A 1,776-nucleotide genomic window follows, 5' to 3' on the forward strand; every position below is an offset into this window, starting at 1 on the left:
GTGTATCTCTATCGGGCTGGCTGCTTGCCTTTTCGTCTCCCTTTCGGGCAGTTCTTTCCCGTGAAAGGAAAAAGAGGCGGTGTCGCCCTGTTCCAGTCGGCAGATAGCACCGTAGGCGTTGCACTGGTGTTGCTTCATTACAAGGTCGATGAGCGTCCCGCCCTCACCAGTTCCGTAGTCACACCATAGATTGGCGTTATAATCCACCTTGAAACTTGGCGTGTTGTCCTCCCGTAAGGGGCTGCGGTACATCCCGTAGCTTCCCTTTTCCTTGGCTGGCTGGATTCCCAAAGAGTTCAGGTAATCTTTGATACTGATATTGTTGGCTTCCTTGTAGGTCATAATCTTTATTTTTTTATTTAACGATAGTAATAATGAAGCAAGAAGCGAGTAAGAAGAAGTACGGGACACTACTACATCTATCTTTTTCTTTTTCAACGGATTGTAGTACATGTAGTAACATAGTAATTATTTATCCTTTAAAAAAGGAATAAATATATTCTATATATTATATTGCCGTTTTTTCTTTTTCCCGGATTTTCCAAAAGTTTGGGATTCTATCTTACTTCATACTACATAATTGGTAAACTGTTGTTTATTAAATCATTATGTGTATATCAGACAATATGTAGAAGCTACTACATTCCGGTTCTACCCGTAATCATCCCCTGTACGGGAAGCCGGAACGGGCTTTATCCTGTACCCATATACCGGATAATGGTTGTTGTTGATGCGCTTCTGTACCCGCTTGAAACCGATTTTCCGCAATGATTCGCCCAGCCTTTTTTCGGATAGCTGGACGGGGGATATATTACGCAGGTATGCGAGTACCTGTGCCGTTGTCATGAAGAACAGGGCTTCTTCCTCCTCTGTCGGCTTCTCAAAGTATTGTGTCAGCATCTCAAACTCGATTGTCTGTACCTCAAATTCCGCATTTGTCAGGTGCAGTTCTTCAATCTCCGCATCATTGAACCAGTAGCGCACGCCCTGACGGTACAAGTACATGATTTCGGAATAGACGTTATCCATGCGGATGCTTTCTGCCGTGGGCTTGTCTATGTGCAGCACCTCGAACGGCAAAAAACGCCTGCTGCCTGTCGGGTCGGTCAGGAACTCGTTGCCGTTCACCGAAGCCATGAAGCTGGCGAGGTGCGGGTATTCCTCGATGTAAATATCATACGGTCTGCGGTACTTCACCGCCGGAGTGGTGATAAGATTCTTCAATGCGTTCTCGTTCTGCTTGTTGAGTTCCTTTAGCTGGTCGTCAATGTTGATGAACAGGTATTCGGCTATCAGTGTCAGGATGTCTTTGCCCTGCGGGTCTATCTTTCCGGTGAACAGGTAGTTCTTAAGCGGTGTCGGGCAAAGGTTGTCCAGCCACCACGATTTGAATTGTCCCTGCCTGTCCCCGGTCAGTACCAAACAAGTATGGTTCTGACACCCCGTGTCGTTCATCGCGTTGGCTACCACACCGATAAGCCATTTCGTGAAATATTCCTCCCATTTGCCGGGGTTGGCTACCTGTACCGTGTTCAGAAGCCTGCCGATATGCCCGTGTTCGGCAGGATTAAGTAAGGGCAGGGCGTTGAAATACTCCTGTATGGGGTGAGCCTTTCTTGCGAAGTCGCTTTCCAGTATCATGCGTATGTTGTCGGTTGAGGTGGCTATGTCAGCCGTTGCGTCCAGCCTGCGCCTGAAAGTGTTCAGGGCGAATTTTGTAACGGGCTGGTACAAGTCCGAAGAACCCGCAGCCCGGTATTCCGTCCGGCTCTTTAC

The 1,776-nt window shown here is 47.6% G+C and carries 2 protein-coding genes; both read right to left on the bottom strand.

All coding sequences use genetic code 11. The features are described from left to right. On the bottom strand, positions 1-342 hold a 342-nt coding region (locus DXD65_RS21430; RefSeq protein WP_233556171.1), incomplete at its 3' end, for a CHC2 zinc finger domain-containing protein. Positions 343-651: 309 nt separating this feature from the next. Then, on the bottom strand, positions 652-1,776 hold a 1,125-nt coding region (locus DXD65_RS20745), incomplete at its 5' end, for a VapE domain-containing protein (RefSeq protein WP_117887906.1).

It is taken from the genome of Bacteroides sp. 4_1_36, assembly GCF_003466325.1.
Classification (GTDB): Bacteria; Bacteroidota; Bacteroidia; order Bacteroidales; family Bacteroidaceae; genus Bacteroides; species Bacteroides uniformis.